This is a genomic window from Burkholderia sp. AU4i (genome assembly GCF_000466765.1).
Lineage (GTDB): Bacteria > Pseudomonadota > Gammaproteobacteria > Burkholderiales > Burkholderiaceae > Burkholderia > Burkholderia cepacia.
This window is the reverse complement of record NZ_ASSI01000018.1, coordinates 14,593-29,768: the sequence shown is the minus strand read 5'-3', so window position 1 is coordinate 29,768 and position 15,176 is coordinate 14,593. Positions and strand designations below refer to the sequence as shown.

Genomic DNA, 15,176 nt, shown 5'->3' with positions numbered 1-15,176 from the left:
GTGAAAATATTTTGAAAAGCCCTCGTGCGCTGGCGCGCACGGGGGCCGGGGCTCAGTGGGCCGGGTTCGACAACCGATACCAGCCAGGCACCGGCCACCTACCTCGGGCAGCTCAATCAGCGGTGCTTGAACACCGGCTTCCGCTTTTCAACGAATGCCGCCATCCCCTCCTTCTGGTCTTCGGTCGCGAACAGCGAATGGAACAGCCGGCGCTCGAAGTGAACGCCCTCGGCCAGCGTCGTCTCGTACGCACGGTTCACCGACTCCTTGACCATCATGACCGCCGGCAGCGAAAACTCGGCGATCGTCGCCGCGGCGGCAATCGCCTCGTCGAGCAGCGTGTCGGCCGGCAGCACACGCGACACGAGCCCCGCACGCTCCGCTTCGGCTGCATCCATGAAGCGGGCCGTCAGGCACATGTCCATCGCCTTAGCCTTCGACACCGCGCGCGGCAGACGCTGCGTACCGCCCGCCCCCGGCATGACGCCCAGCTTGATTTCCGGCTGGCCGAACTTGGCCGTGTCCGCCGCGAAGATGATGTCGCACATCATGGCCAGCTCGCAGCCACCGCCCAGCGCAAAGCCCGACACCGCCGCAATGATCGGCTTGCGAATTTCGCGAACCGTCTCCCAGTTACGTGTGATGTAGTCGCCCCGGTAGGCATCCATATAGGAATAGGTCGCCATCATGCCGATGTCCGCGCCAGCCGCGAACGCCTTCTCGCTCCCGGTCACGACGATCGCGCCGATGCCATCGTCCGCATCGAATGCCTTCAGCGCATCACCCAGTTCATCCATCAGCGCATCGTTCAGCGCATTCAGCGCCTTCGGACGGTTCAGCGTAACCAGCCCGACACGCCCCCGGGTCTCCACCAGGATGTTCTCGTAAGCCATCTATTTCTCCTCGATCAATGAAATGAGAAACGCCTCGCACATGCGAATAGTTTGATGCTACCATTCTCCGACCAACCGGTCGGTTAATTAATCGATCCAACCCCTCTCATCGTCCATCAGGCTGCCGCCATGACCCATGCACTGTTCACGAAGCACGAAGACACGCTGAAGCACGCACTCGCCGCCATCGAGAGCCGCGGGTACTGGAGCCCGTTCGCCGAAATGCCGAGCCCCAAAGTGTACGGGGAAAGCGCGAACGCAGATGGCGAGGCCGCGTTCAAGTCCTACCTCGACAAGACGTTCGCGCTCGACCAGCCGGCGTCCGGAGAAACGGTCGGCGCGGAACGGTCGCCGTACGGCATCGCATTGGGCATCCGGTACCCGAAGTCGACGCCCGACGAACTGATCGCCGCCGCTGCCGCCGCGCAACGTTCATGGCGTGAAGCCGGCCCGAGCGCCTGGATCGGCGTAAGCCTCGAAATCCTCGCGCGCCTGAATCGTGCGAGCTTCGAGATCGCCTACAGCGTGATGCACACCACGGGGCAGGCATTCATGATGGCGTTCCAGGCCGGCGGCCCGCACGCGCAGGATCGCGCGCTCGAGGCAGTTGCCTATGCGTGGGACGAACTGCGCCGCATTCCGGCCGATGCGCACTGGGAAAAGCCGCAAGGCAAGAACCCGCCGCTCGCGATGCACAAGCGCTACACGATCGTCCCGCGCGGCACCGGCCTCGTACTCGGCTGCTGCACGTTCCCGACCTGGAACGGCTACCCGGGATTGTTCGCCGATCTGGCCACCGGCAACACCGTGATCGTCAAACCGCATCCGGGCGCGATCCTGCCTCTCGCGATCACGGTCCGGATCGCTCGCGACGTGCTGCGCGAAGCCGGCTTCGATCCGAACGTCGTCACGCTCCTCGCGACCGCACCCAACGACGGCGCACTCGTTCAGGATCTCGCGCTGCGCCCCGAGATCAAGCTGATCGACTTCACCGGCAGCACGCAAAACGGCACGTGGCTCGAGCGCCATGCCCACCAGGCACAGGTCTATACGGAGAAGGCAGGCGTCAACCAGATCGTGATCGACTCGACCGACGACCTGAAGGCCACCGCCAAGAACATCGCGTTCTCGCTGGCGCTGTACTCCGGCCAGATGTGCACGGCACCGCAGAACATCTATGTGCCGCGCGACGGCATCCGGACGGCGGAAGGCCATGCGAGCTTCGACGAAGTCGCACAGGCAATCGCCGTTGCGGTACAAAAACTCACCGGCGATCCGGCCCGCTCGGTCGAACTGATCGGCGCGATCCAGAACGAAGGCGTGACCGCACGCATCGACAACGCCCGCCAGCTCGGCCGCGTGCTCGCCGACAGCCTGACCCTCCAGCACCCCGCGTTCCCCGATGCCCGCGTGCGCACACCGCTCGTGCTGCAACTCGACGTGGCCGATCGCGAAAAATTCACGCAGGAGTGGTTCGGCCCGATCTCGTTCGTGATCGCAACCGACTCGACCGCGCAGTCGCTCGATCTCGCCGGTGAAATCGCGGCAGAACATGGCGCGCTGACGCTCTCCGTCTACAGTACCGACGAAGCCATCGTCGACGCCGCACACGACGCGGCGGTACGCGGCGGCGTCGCGCTGTCGATCAACCTGACCGGCGGCGTGTTCGTGAACCAGTCGGCAGCGTTCTCGGATTTCCACGGCACGGGCGCGAACCCGGCAGCCAACGCGGCGCTGGCGGACCCGGCATTCGTCGCCAACCGGTTCCGCGTCGTGCAAAGCCGTGTCCATGTTGCGCCGAAAGCGGCACCTGCGGAAGCCGGTCAACCTGCATAACCCGAATGGTCGACGTGCAAACGCCGCCACGTTCTCTACCATGAACGAATCCGCCACCCGGCGGGTTCGTTGCTCATCGATACGCCCATGACAGACGCCTATATCTGCGACGCGATTCGCACCCCCATCGGCCGCTACGGCGGCGCCCTGAAAGATGTCCGCGCCGACGACCTCGGTGCAGTACCGCTCAAGGCGCTCGTGGAGCGCAACCGCGACGTCGACTGGACGGCGATCGACGACGTGATCTACGGCTGCGCGAACCAGGCCGGTGAGGACAACCGCAACGTCGCCCGCATGTCCGCGCTGCTCGCGGGGCTGCCGACCGACGTGCCCGGCACGACGCTGAACCGCCTGTGCGGCTCCGGGATGGACGCGGTCGGCACTGCTGCGCGCGCGATCAAGGCCGGGGAGGCGCGCCTGATGATCGCGGGCGGCGTCGAGAGCATGACGCGCGCGCCGTTCGTGATGGGCAAGGCCGCGAGCGCATTCGCGCGCCAGGCCGACATCTACGACACGACGATCGGCTGGCGCTTCGTCAATCCGTTGATGAAACAGCTGTACGGCGTCGATTCGATGCCGGAGACGGCCGAGAACGTCGCGGTCGACTACAACGTCAGCCGCGCCGACCAGGACCTGTTCGCGCTGCGCAGCCAGCAGAAAGCGGCGCGTGCGCAGCAGGACGGCACGCTCGCCGAGGAAATCGTCGCGGTCACGATTCAGCAGAAGAAAGGCGATCCGGTGGTCGTCTCGCGCGACGAGCATCCGCGCGAAACGTCGCTCGAAGCGCTTGCGAAGCTGAAAGGCGTCGTGCGCCCGGACGGTTCGGTAACGGCCGGCAACGCATCGGGCGTCAACGACGGTGCGTGCGCGCTGCTGCTCGCCAATGCACAGGCAGCAGACCAGTACGGCCTGCGCCGCCGCGCACGGGTCGTCGGAATGGCGACGGCCGGCGTCGCGCCGCGCGTGATGGGCATCGGGCCCGCACCGGCCACGCAGAAACTGCTGCGCCAGCTCGGCATGACCATCGACCAGTTCGACGTGATCGAGCTGAACGAGGCGTTTGCGTCGCAAGGTCTGGCGGTGCTGCGCATGCTCGGCGTCGCCGACGACGATCCGCGCGTGAACCCGAACGGCGGCGCAATCGCACTGGGCCATCCGCTCGGCGCATCGGGCGCCCGGCTCGTGACCACGGCCCTTCACCAACTCGAGCGTACGGGCGGCCGCTTTGCGCTCTGTACGATGTGCATCGGCGTCGGCCAGGGTATCGCGATCGCGATCGAACGCGTGTAACCCACGCACCGCGCGCCTATAACGAAGTCATGAAGGAGACACTGCATGTCCTATCAGGCGATTCAGCTGGATATCGATCGCGCCTCGAACGTGGCCACGATTACCCTCAACCGCCCCGACAAGCTGAACAGCTTTACGCGGGCGATGCATCGCGAACTGCAGTCGGCACTCGATGATGTCGAGGCGGCCGGTGCGCGCGCGCTGATCCTGACTGGCGCGGGGCGCGGCTTCTGCGCGGGCCAGGACCTGGCCGATCTCGACTTCACGCCGGGCGCGTCCACCGACCTCGGCGCGCTGATCGACGAGCACTTCAATCCGCTGATCCGCCGCCTGCAGCGTCTGCCGATTCCGGTCATCGCCGCCGTCAACGGCACCGCGGCCGGCGCCGGCGCGAACCTCGCGCTCGCGTGCGATCTCGTGTTCGCCGCCCGATCGAGCAGTTTCATCCAGGCCTTCGTCAAGATCGGGCTCGTACCCGATTCGGGCGGCACATGGTTCCTGCCGCAACGCGTCGGCATGGCACGCGCGCTGGGGCTCGCGCTGACCGGCGACAAACTCGGCGCCGAACAGGCCGAGCAATGGGGCTTGATCTGGCGCGCGGTCGACGACGACACCCTCGCTGCGTCAGTCCGCCAGCTCGCCACGCAGCTTGCGCAACAGCCGACGCTCGCGATCGCATCGATCAAGCAATCGATGCGCGACAGCGTCACGAACACGCTCGACCAGCAACTCGACCAGGAACGCGACCTGCAGCGCAAGCTCGGTCAGTCGTACGACTATGCGGAAGGCGTGAAGGCGTTCATCGAGAAGCGCGCGCCGCGCTTCGAGGGGCGTTGACATGACGGACGCCACTGCCACGCTCGACCCCGACTCGCTCGCCCGTGCCGCCGCGCGAGCCATGTACGACGCCGACGCATGCAGCCGCGCGTTCGGGATGGAAATCGCCGAAGTACGCGCCGGCTACGCGCGCCTGCAAATGCGCGTGCGGCCCGAATTCCTGAACGGGCATCAGACCTGCCATGGCGGGATCATCTTCACGCTGGCCGATTCGACGTTCGCGTTCGCATGCAACTCGTACAACGTGAACGCAGTCGCGGCCGGCTGCTCGATCGAATTCCTGCGCCCCGTGCACGGCGACGACGTGCTGACGGCCGAGGCGATCGAGCAGGCACGCGCCGGCCGCCAAGGGATCTACGACATCCGCGTCACGAACCAGACCGGAGAAACCGTCGCGATGTTTCGCGGCAAATCGGCCCAGATCAAGGGTACGGTCATCCCGGAAGACCGCTGACGTCGACGGCTCGCACATAACAAACACTGGAGACATGCATGACTACCCCGCTACCGCTCGAGCCGATCGAGACCGCCTCACGCGACGAGCTGACCGCGCTGCAGCTCGAACGCCTCAAGTGGTCGCTCCGGCATGCGTATGACCACTCTCCCGTCTATCGTCGCAAGTTCGACGACGCGGGCGTCCATCCGGACGACCTGAAGACGCTCGCCGACCTGTCGCGCTTCCCGTTCACGACGAAGAGCGACCTGCGCGACAGTTACCCGTTCGGGATGTTCGCGGTGCCGCAGGACCAGATCTCGCGCATTCATGCGTCGTCGGGCACGACCGGCAAGCCGACGGTCGTCGGCTATACGGCCGGCGACATCGACACATGGGCGAATCTCGTCGCACGCTCGATCCGCGCCGCCGGTGCGCGCCGCGGCGACAAGGTGCACGTGAGCTACGGCTACGGCCTGTTCACAGGCGGGCTCGGTGCGCACTACGGCGCCGAACGCGCTGGGCTGACCGTGATCCCGTTCGGCGGCGGCCAGACCGAAAAGCAGGTGCAGCTGATCCAGGATTTCCGGCCCGACATCATCATGGTGACGCCGAGCTACATGCTGTCGATCGCCGATGAAATCGAGCGCCAGGGTCTCGATCCCGTGCAGAGTTCGCTGCGCATCGGCATCTTCGGCGCGGAACCGTGGACCAACGACATGCGCGTCGCGATCGAGCAGCGGATGGGCATCGACGCGGTCGACATCTACGGGCTTTCCGAAGTGATGGGCCCCGGCGTCGCGTCCGAATGCGTCGAGACCAAGGACGGCCCGACCATCTGGGAAGACCACTTCTATCCGGAAATCATCGACCCTGAAACCGGCGAAGTGCTTCCGGATGGCGAACTCGGCGAGCTCGTGTTCACGTCGCTGACGAAGGAAGCACTGCCGATCGTCCGCTACCGCACCCGCGACCTCACGCGGCTGCTGCCTGGCACTGCCCGCACGATGCGCCGGATGGAGAAGATCACGGGGCGTTCGGACGACATGATGATCGTGCGCGGTGTCAACGTGTTCCCGACGCAAATCGAGGAGCAGTTGCTCAAGCAGCGCGCACTCGCACCGCACTATCAGATCGTACTGACAAAGGAAGGCCCGCTCGACGTGCTGACGCTCAATGTCGAGCCCTGTCCGGAGACTGCGCCCGATACGACGGCGATTCATGCGGCCAAACAGGCGCTCGCACACGACATCAAGTCGCTGATCGGCGTGACGGCCGTAATCAACGTGCTGCCCGTGAACGGGATCGAGCGTTCGGTCGGCAAGGCGCGACGCGTCGTCGACAAGCGCAAGGGCTGACGGCAATCGCCGCGCGTGCACGACGTGCGGTGAATCCGCGGCTGCAAATGAAACAGCCCGATCGGCCAACGCCGATCGGGCTGTTTCATTCCGGGCCGCCTCTGGGGCACCCGTCGAGGCAAAAGGCGCGTCACGAAAACTCACGCCGCACGTGGCGCCCTCGCAATCAGCGCGACACACCCCGCACACTCCATCGCGCCCACGAGTGCACCCTCCGATGCATCGGCAGCGGCGGCCCGGACAACCCGGGCCGCCTCAAGTCACGAGTTCGGGAACAGCAGCCACATCCGGCCGACCTGCTTCATCCGGCCGGCCTGATCGCCTGCGTCGTCGCCGAGCCCCCAGAAATAGTCGGCCCGCACGCCGCCCTTGATCGCGGAGCCCGTATCCTGCGCGAACACGAGCCGGTTCATCGGCGTATTCGTCAGCGGGCGCGTGGTCTGCAGGAACACCGGCGTGCCGAGCGGGATCGACGACGGGTCGACCGCGATCGAGCGTTCCGGCGTCAGCGGCACGCCGAGCGCGCCGATCGGGCCGTCCGCGCCGCCGTGCGGCGCATCCTCCTTGGTCGGCATGTCGCGGAAGAACACGAACCGCGGGTTCGTGTCGAGCAACGCGTCGACGCGATTCGGGTTCGCCTTCGCCCACGCCTTGATGCCCTGCATCGTCGCCTGGGCGGGTGTCAGTTCGCCGCGATCGAGCAGCCACTTGCCGATCGAACGGTACGGCTGGTTGTTGGTGCCGCCGAAGCCGACCCGCATCACCGAACCGTCGTCGAGCAACACGCGCCCCGAGCCCTGCACCTGCAGGAAGAACGCCTCGATCGGGTCGTCGACCCACACGAGTTCGTTGCCGTTCAGGATGCCGGCGCGTTCGAGCTGCGCGCGTGCCGGCAGCGCGGCGCCCGCGCGATAACCGGCCGGCCAGCGGTACAGCGCGTACTGATACGGGCCACGACGCACTCGCGAACCATGCAGCAGCGGCTCGTAATAGCCGGTCACCAGCCCGTCGAGCGTACCGTCGGTGTTCGCGAACTGGAACGGCGTGAAATACGTTTCGAAGAATGCCCGCGCACTGCTGACGTCAAGCTCGTCGAGCCGGTCGGCAGCCGCACACGCACGCTGCCAGGCCGGCTGGCGCGCGAGCCGCACGCAGTTCTGCCGCAATGCAGCCGTCGCGCCGATCAGCGAATCATCCTGCCAACCCGGCACCTGCTGCCACGCGACCGGCGTGAGTCGCTTCGCGGCGACCTGCCCCGGCATGATCGCCGCGCCGGTCGGCGGCTTCAGCGACGAAGTCCGCGTCGGCGTGCCGCCGCACGCCGCGAGCAGCGCCGCCGCCGCGACCGCTGCCGCCCACCCGGCCAACCGGGGCCCAAACCACATACAATGTCCGTTCTTGATGGAAACCGCCATGTCAGATTTTCTCGACCAATATCCGATGCTCATCTTTGCGCTCGAAGCCTTCGTAGCGCTTGCCCTGCTGATCTTCATCGTCGTGTGGACGTCGTCGGGCAGAAAGAAGCACGCCCGCGGCAACAACGACCGCCAGCCGCGCTGACGCGCTTCGCACGCTCAATGCAGCGTGCGCGGCATGTGGAGTGCGAACTCGTCGACCGGCGCCTCGAAACGCTCGCCGTCTTCCGCCACGCAGAAGTACGCGCCCCGCATCGTGCCGACCGGCGTCGCGATCACGGCCCAGCTCGTGTATTCGAAGTGCTCGCCCGGCTGCAGCAGCGGCTGGTGCCCGACGACGCCGAGCCCCTTCACTTCCTGCACGTGGTTCTCGCTGTCCGTGATGATCCAGTGACGCGCGATCAGCTGCGCCGCGACCTGTCCCGTGTTGCGGATCGTCAGCGTGTACGCGAATGCGTATTGACGGCGATCGGGGTCGGATTGTTCCGGCAAGTAGCTGGTTTTCACCGAAACGGTGAACTGATACTGACTCATGATGTTTCCGGTGGAAGGTGACTGTCCGTGCCGGCATGGGCAACGGGGCCGCGGGCGCGCCGCATTGGTTCGGCATTCTATGCGCAATCGGGCCTCGGCCGCACGGCCCGCCGCCGCGCACCGGGTCGCCGGACGGTAGAATGACGGTTTTGCGCCGCAACGTCCCCGCTCCCCTGCCATGACCCAATTCCGTATCGCTCCCAGCATCCTGTCGGCCGATTTCGCACGGCTCGGCGAAGAAGTCCGCAACGTCGTCGCTGCCGGCGCCGACTGGATCCACTTCGACGTGATGGACAACCATTATGTGCCGAACCTGACGATCGGCCCGCTCGTGTGCGAAGCGATCCGCCCGCACGTGCAGGTGCCGATCGACGTGCACCTGATGGTGCGCCCGGTCGACCGGATCGTGCCCGATTTTGCGAAGGCCGGCGCCAACCTGATCAGCTTCCACCCGGAAGGCTCCGATCACATCGACCGCACGCTGTCGCTGATCCGTGACCACGGCTGCAAGGCCGGTCTCGTGTTCAATCCGGCGACGCCGCTGAACTACCTCGATCACGTGATGGATCGCCTCGACTTCGTGCTGCTGATGTCGGTCAACCCGGGCTTCGGCGGCCAGTCGTTCATCCCGGAAACGCTGAACAAGCTGCGCGAAGCACGCGCACGCATCGACGCGTACACCGAGCGCACCGGCCGCGAGATCCTGCTCGAAGTCGACGGCGGCGTGAAGACCGACAACATCGCGGAAATCGCGGCGGCCGGGGCCGACACCTTCGTCGCGGGTTCGGCGATCTTCGGCAAGCCCGACTACCGCAAGGTGATCGACGAGATGCGCGCCGCGCTCGCTACCGTCGAGCGGAGCTGACGCCGTGGCCGATTCGTCGCTCGCAGGCCAGGCGCCGGCCGGGGCCGCAGCTGAAGCCGCCCCGATCCGCTTCGCCGCGCCGCGCATCGACGCGGCGCTGATCGATCTCGACGGCACGATGGTCGACACGGCCGACGATTTCACGGCCGGCCTGAACGGGATGCTCGCGCAGCTCGGCGCGCCAGCCACGTCGCGTGACGAGGTGATCGGCTACGTCGGCAAGGGCTCTGAACACCTGATCCAGAGCGTGCTGAAACCGCGCTTCCCGGCCGACGAAGCGCACGCGCGCTTCGACGATGCACTGGCGATCTACCAGACCGAATACGCGAAGATCAACGGCCGCCACACGCGCCTTTATCCGGACGTAGCCGCCGGCCTCGACGCGTTGCGTGCGGCCGGCATCCGGCTCGCGTGCGTGACGAACAAGACGCATCGCTTCGCCGTCGAACTGCTCGAGCAATACGAGCTGGCCGATTGCTTCGGCGTCGTGCTCGGGGGCGACAGCGTCGCGCGCAAGAAGCCCGATCCGCTGCCGATGCTGACGGCCTGCAGCGCGCTCGGCGTCGCGCCGGATGCGGCAGTCGCGATCGGCGACTCGGAAAACGATGCGCTGGCCGGCCGCGCGGCCGGGATGGCGACGCTGACCGTGCCGTACGGCTACAACCACGGCAAAGCTATACAAACGATAAATTCGGATGGTATAGTCGATTCGTTGCTGGTCGCAGCTCGCGCAATTACTGCGCACAACACCGGCCGGCCAACCATCTGATTATTTCTTCCATCCGCATGTTTCTGAATAAAAAACGGAGTCTGAGCAGCATCGACCGGGGAGCCTGGCCCTGGCGTCGCTGGTCGCGCTAACCTCTTCGATGAGGTACGCTGAAGCACGTCTTCAGCGCCGTTTTTTATCTCGCTGCGCATCCGCGCGCCGACCGTCGCACCACCTCGAGTTCCACCGCGTCCGAACGCTTGCGTTCAGGATCGGCCGCAGGCTCGCGACGTTCACGCCCGGAGTGCCGGCCGGCAACAGGCACTTCTCGATCGACCGCCCTTTCGCCGACGGCAACCCGCGCAGCGTCAAGTGATCCCTGGCGCACGCGCCGCTCGTCCCGAACAGGACCGGAACATGACCGAACTCGAATTCCAATCGCTCGCGAACGAAGGCTACAACCGCATCCCGCTGATCGCGGAAGCCCTCGCCGATCTCGAAACGCCGCTGTCCCTCTACCTGAAGCTGGCCCAGCCCGAACGCGCGGGCGCCAACTCGTTCCTGCTGGAATCGGTGGTCGGCGGCGAACGCTTCGGCCGCTACTCGTTCATCGGCCTGCCGGCCCGCACGCTCGTCCGCACCCGTAACGGCGTGTCGGAAGTCGTGCGCGACGGCCAGGTCGTCGAGACGCATGACGGTGACCCGTTCCAGTTCATCGAATCGTTCCAGGCGCGCTTCAAGGTGGCGCAGCGCCCGGGCCTGCCGCGCTTCTGCGGCGGTCTCGCGGGCTACTTCGGCTACGACGCGGTGCGCTACATCGAGAAGAAGCTCGCGAACACCGCGCCGCGCGACGATCTCGGCCTGCCCGACATCCAGTTGCTGCTGACCGAGGAAGTCGCGGTCATCGACAACCTCGCCGGCAAGCTGTACCTGATCATCTACGCGGACCCGAGCCAGGCCGAAGCCTACACGAAGGCGAAACAGCGCCTGCGCGAACTGAAACAGCGGCTGCGCACGACCGTGCAGCCGCCCGTCACGTCGGCGAGCGTGCGCACCGAAACTTTCCGCGAGTTCAAGAAAGACGACTATCTGGCCGCCGTGCGCCAGGCGAAGGAATACATCGCGGCCGGCGAGCTGATGCAGATCCAGGTCGGCCAGCGGCTGACGAAGCCGTACCGCGACAATCCGCTGTCACTGTATCGTGCGCTGCGTTCGCTGAACCCGTCGCCGTACATGTACTACTACAACTTCGGCGATTTCCACGTGGTCGGCGCGTCGCCGGAAATCCTCGTGCGCCAGGAGAAGCGCGGCGAAGACCAGATCGTCACGATCCGTCCGCTCGCCGGCACGCGCCCGCGCGGCAACACGCCCGAGCGCGATGCGGAACTCGCGACCGAACTGCTCAACGATCCGAAGGAAATCGCCGAGCACGTGATGCTGATCGACCTCGCGCGCAACGACGTCGGCCGCATCGCGGAGATCGGCTCGGTGCAGGTGACCGACAAGATGGTCATCGAGAAATACTCGCACGTGCAGCACATCGTCAGCTCGGTCGAAGGCAAGCTGAAACCCGGGATGACGAACTACGACGTGCTGCGCGCGACGTTCCCGGCCGGCACGTTGTCCGGCGCGCCGAAGGTGCGCGCGATGGAACTGATCGACGAGCTCGAGCCGGTCAAGCGCGGGTTGTACGGCGGCGCCGTCGGCTACCTGTCGTTCTCGGGCGAGATGGATCTCGCGATCGCGATCCGCACGGGCCTGATCCACAACGGCAACCTGTACGTGCAAGCGGCGGCCGGCGTCGTCGCGGATTCGGTGCCCGAATCCGAATGGCAAGAGACCGAGAACAAGGCGCGCGCAGTGCTGCGTGCGGCCGAACAGGTCCAGGACGGCCTCGATAGCGACTTCTGACCGGAGACTGACCATGCTGCTCATGATCGACAACTACGATTCGTTTACCTACAACCTGGTCCAGTACTTCGGCGAACTCGGCGAGGACGTACGCACCTACCGCAACGACGAAATCACGCTCGACGACATCGCGCGCCTGAACCCCGACACCATCTGCCTGTCGCCCGGGCCGAGCAATCCGCAGCACGCGGGCATCACGCTCGACGTGCTGCGCGAATTCGCGGGCAAAAAGCCGATCCTCGGCGTCTGCCTCGGCCATCAGGCGATCGGCGAAGCGTTCGGCGGTCGCGTCGTGCGCGCGAAGACCATCATGCACGGCAAGGTGAGCAAGATCGAAACCGACTGCCGCGGCGTGTTCGCCGACCTGCCGAAGCATTTCGACGTCACCCGCTACCACTCGCTCGCGATCGAGCGCGAATCGCTGCCTGACTGCCTCGAGGTGTCCGCGTGGACCGACGACGGCGAGATCATGGGCGTGCGCCACAAGACGCTGCCGGTCGAAGGCGTACAGTTCCACCCGGAATCGATCCTGTCCGAGCATGGCCATGCACTGCTCGAGAATTTCCTGAAACAGGCACGCGCCGCAGCCGCGCAAGCCGCCTGACGGGAGCCTCACGATGACGATTACCCCGCAGGAAGCGCTGCAGCGCACGATCGAACACCGCGAGATCTTCCACGACGAGATGCTGCACCTGATGCGGCTCATCATGCGCGGCGACATGTCGCCCGTGATGGCGGCCGCGATCATCACCGGGCTGCGCGTGAAGAAGGAGACGATCGGCGAGATCGCCGCCGCCGCGACCGTGATGCGCGAATTCGCGAATCACGTCGAGGTGCAGGACAACTCGAACTTCGTCGACATCGTCGGCACCGGCGGCGACGGCTCGCACACGTTCAACATCTCGACCGCGTCGATGTTCGTCACGGCCGCGGCCGGCGCGAAGGTCGCGAAGCACGGCAACCGCGGCGTGTCGAGCAAGTCCGGCAGCGCCGACGTGCTCGAGGCGCTCGGCGTGAATATCGACCTGCAGTCGGAGCAGGTCGCCGCGTCGATCGCCGAGACGGGCATGGGCTTCATGTTCGCGCCGAACCATCACCCGGCGATGAAGAACATCGCGGCCGTGCGCCGCGAGCTCGGCGTGCGCACGATCTTCAACATCCTCGGCCCGCTGACCAATCCGGCCGGCGCGCCGAACCAGCTGATGGGCGTGTTCCACCCGGACCTCGTCGGCATCCAGGTGCGCGTGATGCAGCGTCTCGGCGCGCAGCACGTGCTCGTCGTGTACGGCAAGGACGGGATGGACGAGGTTTCGCTCGGCGCCGCGACGCTCGTCGGCGAACTGCGCGACGGCAAGGTGCACGAATACGAGATCCATCCGGAAGATTTCGGCCTGCAGATGGTGTCGAACCGCACGCTGAAGGTGGAAAATGCCGACGAATCGCGCACGATGCTGCTCGGCGCGCTGGACAACCAGCCGGGCGTCGCGCGCGAGATCGTCACGCTGAACGCGGGCACCGCACTCTATGCGGCGAACGTCGCCGAATCGATCGCGGACGGCATCCAGCTCGCCCGCGAAGCGATCGCGAGCGGCAAGGCTCGCGCTAAAGTCGACGAACTCGTGCGCTTCACGCAGCAGTTCAAGCGCTGACTCCCATTACGAATCAAGCAGGAACCCACATGAGCGACATTCTCGACCGAATCATCGCCGTCAAGCGCGAAGAAGTCGCGGCGGCCATGCGCAGCGCGCCGCTCGAGGCACTGAAACTGGAAGCCTCCGCGCGCGACCTGCGCGACTTCGTCGGCGCACTGCGCGCGAAGCACGCAGCCGGCCACGCGGCCGTGATTTCCGAAATCAAGAAGGCCAGCCCGTCGAAGGGCGTGCTGCGCGAGCATTTCGTGCCGGCCGACATCGCCCGTTCGTACGCGGAGCACGGCGCCGCGTGCCTGTCGGTGCTGACCGACGAGCAGTTCTTCCAGGGCAGCGTCCGCTATCTCGAGGAAGCACGCGCGGCCTGCACGCTGCCGGTGCTGCGCAAGGACTTCATCGTCGACGCGTACCAGATCGTGGAAGCGCGCGCGATGGGCGCGGACGCGATCCTGCTGATCGCCGCCGCGCTCGACACGCCGCTGATGCAGGATCTCGAAGCGTATGCGCACTCGCTCGGCCTCGCGGTGCTGGTCGAAGTGCACGACCGCAACGAGATGGAACAGGCGCTGACGCTCAAGACGCCGCTGCTCGGCATCAACAACCGCAACCTGCGCACGTTCGAGACGTCGATCCAGACCACGCTCGACATGCTCGACATGATTCCGGCGGACCGCATCGTCGTGACCGAGTCGGGGATCCTGTCGCGCACCGATGTCGACACGATGCGCGCGGCGAACGTGAACACGTTCCTCGTCGGAGAAGCGTTCATGCGTGCCGACCTGCCGGGCGAGGAACTCGCACGGATGTTCTTCTGATGGCGATCGAAAAGGAAATCAAGCTCGCGCTGCCGGCCGGCCAGGCCGAGGCCGCGCGACGCTTCTTCGAGACGCTGACCGGCGAACCCGGCCACGACATCACGCTCGCGAACGTCTACTACGACACGCCCGATCTCGCGCTGGCCCGCTCGAAGAGCGCGGTGCGCGTGCGCCGCTCGCCGCAGGGCTGGCTGCAGACGTTCAAGACGGTCGGCAGCGCGGAAGGCGGCCTGCACCGCCGCCACGAATGGGAACTGCCGGTAGCCGGCGACGCGCTCGAGATCGATGCGCTCGTCGCGGCCTGCGACGTACCGGAGGCCGCCGCCGCGCTGAATGACGCGGCCGGCGCGCTGCGTGCGCTGTTCCGCACGGATTTTTCGCGTACGCTGTGGCGCATCGCAATCGGCGGCGCAACCGTCGAAGCCGCGGTGGACATCGGCGAGATCGTCGTCCAGGCGGAACACGAAACGCGCCGCGAACCGATCAGCGAAATCGAACTCGAACTGATCGACGGCCCGGAAGCGGCGCTCGCAACGCTCGCCGCCGAACTGCAGCAGGCGCTGCCGGGCCTCGCTCCCGAAAACATCAGCAAGGCGCAGCGCGGCTACCGGCTGCGCGCGCAATAACACGC

The 15,176-nt window shown here is 66.2% G+C and carries 15 protein-coding genes; 12 read left to right on the top strand and 3 right to left on the bottom strand.

Annotation, left to right across the window (positions count from 1 at the left end):
* Positions 1–116: 116 nt before the first annotated feature.
* On the bottom strand, positions 117–893 hold the full coding sequence (locus L810_RS03445) for an enoyl-CoA hydratase (RefSeq protein WP_021156980.1): 777 nt from the start codon (positions 891–893) through the stop codon (positions 117–119).
* Between the two features lie 129 nt (positions 894–1,022).
* On the opposite strand from L810_RS03445, the gene paaN reads away from it, so the two are divergent.
* The 5 genes from paaN to paaK all read left to right on the top strand — a co-directional run bounded on the left by paaN (position 1,023) and on the right by paaK (position 6,647).
* Positions 1,023–2,729, top strand: coding sequence for a phenylacetic acid degradation protein PaaN (gene paaN / locus L810_RS03440; RefSeq protein ID WP_021156979.1), 1,707 nt, complete (start codon positions 1,023–1,025; stop codon positions 2,727–2,729).
* Positions 2,730–2,816: 87 nt separating this feature from the next.
* Positions 2,817–4,019, top strand: coding sequence for a 3-oxoadipyl-CoA thiolase (gene pcaF / locus L810_RS03435; RefSeq protein ID WP_042973053.1), 1,203 nt, complete (start codon positions 2,817–2,819; stop codon positions 4,017–4,019).
* A 45-nt stretch (positions 4,020–4,064) separates the two neighbouring features.
* Positions 4,065–4,856: a 2-(1,2-epoxy-1,2-dihydrophenyl)acetyl-CoA isomerase PaaG gene (gene paaG, locus L810_RS03430; RefSeq protein ID WP_021156977.1), complete on the top strand. Its 792-nt coding sequence runs from the start codon at positions 4,065–4,067 to the stop codon at positions 4,854–4,856.
* 1 nt (position 4,857) lies between these two features.
* Entirely contained in the window at positions 4,858–5,310 is a 453-nt protein-coding gene (gene paaI / locus L810_RS03425; protein WP_042973051.1) for a hydroxyphenylacetyl-CoA thioesterase PaaI, read from the top strand.
* A gap of 38 nt (positions 5,311–5,348) precedes the next feature.
* Positions 5,349–6,647 carry a phenylacetate--CoA ligase PaaK gene (paaK, locus tag L810_RS03420; protein ID WP_021156976.1) on the top strand — a complete coding sequence of 433 codons (1,299 nt, stop codon included), beginning with the start codon at positions 5,349–5,351 and terminating at the stop codon, positions 6,645–6,647.
* 260 nt (positions 6,648–6,907) lie between these two features.
* On the opposite strand, the gene mltA is transcribed toward paaK, so the two are convergent.
* Positions 6,908–8,140 carry a murein transglycosylase A gene (gene mltA / locus L810_RS03415; RefSeq protein ID WP_048026376.1) on the bottom strand — a complete coding sequence of 411 codons (1,233 nt, stop codon included), beginning with the start codon at positions 8,138–8,140 and terminating at the stop codon, positions 6,908–6,910.
* A gap of 81 nt (positions 8,141–8,221) precedes the next feature.
* Positions 8,222–8,596, bottom strand: coding sequence for a Co2+/Mg2+ efflux protein ApaG (gene apaG, locus L810_RS03405; protein ID WP_011350820.1), 375 nt, complete (start codon positions 8,594–8,596; stop codon positions 8,222–8,224).
* A 178-nt stretch (positions 8,597–8,774) separates the two neighbouring features.
* Here apaG and rpe point away from each other — a divergent pair, with 178 nt between their 5' ends.
* The 7 genes from rpe (at position 8,775) to L810_RS03370 (ending at position 15,171) form a co-directional block, all read left to right on the top strand.
* Positions 8,775–9,461: a ribulose-phosphate 3-epimerase gene (gene rpe, locus L810_RS03400; RefSeq protein WP_011883156.1), complete on the top strand. Its 687-nt coding sequence runs from the start codon at positions 8,775–8,777 to the stop codon at positions 9,459–9,461.
* Positions 9,462–9,465: 4 nt separating this feature from the next.
* Positions 9,466–10,230 carry a phosphoglycolate phosphatase gene (locus tag L810_RS03395; protein WP_021156973.1) on the top strand — a complete coding sequence of 255 codons (765 nt, stop codon included), beginning with the start codon at positions 9,466–9,468 and terminating at the stop codon, positions 10,228–10,230.
* Between the two features lie 357 nt (positions 10,231–10,587).
* A complete protein-coding gene (gene trpE, locus L810_RS03390; RefSeq protein WP_042973047.1) occupies positions 10,588–12,081 on the top strand; it encodes an anthranilate synthase component I in 1,494 nt (497 codons plus the stop codon).
* A 13-nt stretch (positions 12,082–12,094) separates the two neighbouring features.
* Complete coding sequence (locus tag L810_RS03385) at positions 12,095–12,685, top strand: aminodeoxychorismate/anthranilate synthase component II (RefSeq protein WP_021156971.1); 591 nt, start codon at positions 12,095–12,097, stop codon at positions 12,683–12,685.
* A gap of 13 nt (positions 12,686–12,698) precedes the next feature.
* Positions 12,699–13,730, top strand: a complete 1,032-nt coding sequence (trpD, locus tag L810_RS03380) for an anthranilate phosphoribosyltransferase (protein ID WP_027788472.1) — start codon at positions 12,699–12,701, stop codon at positions 13,728–13,730.
* A 29-nt stretch (positions 13,731–13,759) separates the two neighbouring features.
* A complete protein-coding gene (gene trpC / locus L810_RS03375) occupies positions 13,760–14,545 on the top strand; it encodes an indole-3-glycerol phosphate synthase TrpC (protein WP_042973045.1) in 786 nt (261 codons plus the stop codon).
* Complete coding sequence (locus L810_RS03370) at positions 14,545–15,171, top strand: CYTH domain-containing protein (protein WP_021156970.1); 627 nt, start codon at positions 14,545–14,547, stop codon at positions 15,169–15,171. Before trpC ends, L810_RS03370 begins: the two co-directional genes overlap by 1 nt.
* Positions 15,172–15,176 lie beyond the last annotated feature (5 nt).

What these genes read in the sequence shown, in the direction of transcription:
- L810_RS03445 (WP_021156980.1), bottom strand. Translation starts at nt 893, where the DNA reads ATGGCTTACGAGAACATCCTGGTGGAGACCCGGGGGCGTGTCGGGCTG.
- paaN (WP_021156979.1), top strand. Translation starts at nt 1,023, where the DNA reads ATGACCCATGCACTGTTCACGAAGCACGAAGACACGCTGAAGCACGCA.
- pcaF (WP_042973053.1), top strand. Translation starts at nt 2,817, where the DNA reads ATGACAGACGCCTATATCTGCGACGCGATTCGCACCCCCATCGGCCGC.
- paaG (WP_021156977.1), top strand. Translation starts at nt 4,065, where the DNA reads ATGTCCTATCAGGCGATTCAGCTGGATATCGATCGCGCCTCGAACGTG.
- paaI (WP_042973051.1), top strand. Translation starts at nt 4,858, where the DNA reads ATGACGGACGCCACTGCCACGCTCGACCCCGACTCGCTCGCCCGTGCC.
- paaK (WP_021156976.1), top strand. Translation starts at nt 5,349, where the DNA reads ATGACTACCCCGCTACCGCTCGAGCCGATCGAGACCGCCTCACGCGAC.
- mltA (WP_048026376.1), bottom strand. Translation starts at nt 8,140, where the DNA reads ATGAAGATCAGCAGGGCAAGCGCTACGAAGGCTTCGAGCGCAAAGATG.
- apaG (WP_011350820.1), bottom strand. Translation starts at nt 8,596, where the DNA reads ATGAGTCAGTATCAGTTCACCGTTTCGGTGAAAACCAGCTACTTGCCG.
- rpe (WP_011883156.1), top strand. Translation starts at nt 8,775, where the DNA reads ATGACCCAATTCCGTATCGCTCCCAGCATCCTGTCGGCCGATTTCGCA.
- trpE (WP_042973047.1), top strand. Translation starts at nt 10,588, where the DNA reads ATGACCGAACTCGAATTCCAATCGCTCGCGAACGAAGGCTACAACCGC.
- L810_RS03385 (WP_021156971.1), top strand. Translation starts at nt 12,095, where the DNA reads ATGCTGCTCATGATCGACAACTACGATTCGTTTACCTACAACCTGGTC.
- trpD (WP_027788472.1), top strand. Translation starts at nt 12,699, where the DNA reads ATGACGATTACCCCGCAGGAAGCGCTGCAGCGCACGATCGAACACCGC.
- trpC (WP_042973045.1), top strand. Translation starts at nt 13,760, where the DNA reads ATGAGCGACATTCTCGACCGAATCATCGCCGTCAAGCGCGAAGAAGTC.
- L810_RS03370 (WP_021156970.1), top strand. Translation starts at nt 14,545, where the DNA reads ATGGCGATCGAAAAGGAAATCAAGCTCGCGCTGCCGGCCGGCCAGGCC.